Raw genomic sequence first — 1,516 nt, 5'->3', positions numbered from 1 at the left:
CTATATGACTTTAACGGAGTAACGAACTGTCCGAAAGGTCACAAAAATATCTCTTTACCGATAACATGGAAACCTCAATTTATCCCTTTCAGTGAATATCGGCACTCGTTTTCTATAATAGAAGAAAATATATTACGAGGCAATTCGTATTTAACGAATCTGACTTGTGCAACTTCGGTAGAAACGAATCTTTCATTAAAAGAAATTTTCGAACATAGCCAAGCCCCTTATCGCCTTTGGATAAAAAATCAGCTAACCGTATTTTCTCCGGAAATCTTTATTCAAATTTGCAATGATGAAATATCTTCTTTTCCAATGAAAGGAACGATAGATTCCAGAGTTCCGGATGCCGAAATGCAAATATTAAATGATCCTAAAGAAAGTGCAGAACATGCAACGATCGTAGATCTCATACGAAATGATTTGAGCAAAATAGCCAATAATGTACACGTACCCCGATATCGGTATATAGACAAAATTATAACCAATAAAGGAGAACTTCTACAAGTCAGTTCCGAAATACGAGGAAAGCTTAAGCTCGTCTTCCCTGAAAAAGTCGGAGACATTCTCTACAATCTTCTCCCTGCCGGCTCAATTACAGGTGCACCTAAAAAGGCTACCATGAAAATTATACGGTCTGCCGAAACTTATAATCGAGGATTTTACACCGGGATCATGGGATATTGCAATAAATCGACATTAGAAAGCGCCGTTATGATAAGATTTATAGAACAACAAGGAAATAAAAAGATTTTTAAAAGCGGAGGAGGCATAACCGCACAAAGCGATGTGATTAAAGAATATAATGAAATGAAACAAAAAGTATATGTCCCTATTCATTGAAACCATACGAATTATTGACGGTAAAGCGTTCAATATCGATCTACACAATCAAAGATTAAATTCTACTCGACTACACTTTTTCGGGAAAATAGCCGAAATAAATATCGACAATATGATCGACCCTTCTCCCTATAAAGAATTGACTAAATGCCGCATTGCCTATAACAAAGAAATAGTATCCATAGAATATATCCCTTATCAAATACGTCCTGTATCGTCTTTGAGACTGGTAAAAGATAATACTATCGAATATTCATGGAAAACAACGAATAGGGAAATAATAAACCGATTATTTGCATCCAGACAAAAATATGATGACATTCTAATCGTCAAAAACGATCTGATTACCGATACTTCTATCTGCAACGTGGCTTTTTCGGATGGGAACAGATGGAAAACTCCGGAAAAACCTTTGCTAAAAGGAACTCAAAGAGAGTATCTGCTAAGGCGAGGAACAATACAAGAAGCTCGTATTTCTACCGATGATATTAGCAAATACAAACATATTTCTCTATTTAATGCAATGATCGGTTTCGGAGAAATCATCTTGCCCATAACAAGTATAAATATTTAAAAACTCCCGACAGACAATATCTACCGGGAGTTCTTAATATTTAATTAGGGAGATTCAGTAAATAGTATAAAATTAGCCAACTAATTCATACACAAAGTT

At 35.2% G+C, this 1,516-nt stretch carries 2 protein-coding genes; both read left to right on the top strand.

What is annotated here, in order from left to right; genetic code table 11:
- A partial coding sequence (locus tag AC1WHX_RS12090) for an aminodeoxychorismate synthase component I (protein WP_481229466.1) occupies positions 1-843 on the top strand: 843 nt, incomplete at its 5' end.
- Positions 827-1,417 carry an aminotransferase class IV family protein gene (locus AC1WHX_RS12085; RefSeq protein ID WP_303116315.1) on the top strand — a complete coding sequence of 197 codons (591 nt, stop codon included), beginning with the start codon at positions 827-829 and terminating at the stop codon, positions 1,415-1,417. The genes AC1WHX_RS12090 and AC1WHX_RS12085, both read left to right, overlap by 17 nt.
- Positions 1,418-1,516 lie beyond the last annotated feature (99 nt).

This window comes from Coprobacter sp., from assembly GCF_982436375.1.
Note: the sequence above shows the minus strand (reverse complement) of the source record. Positions and strands in the feature narration are given on the sequence as shown.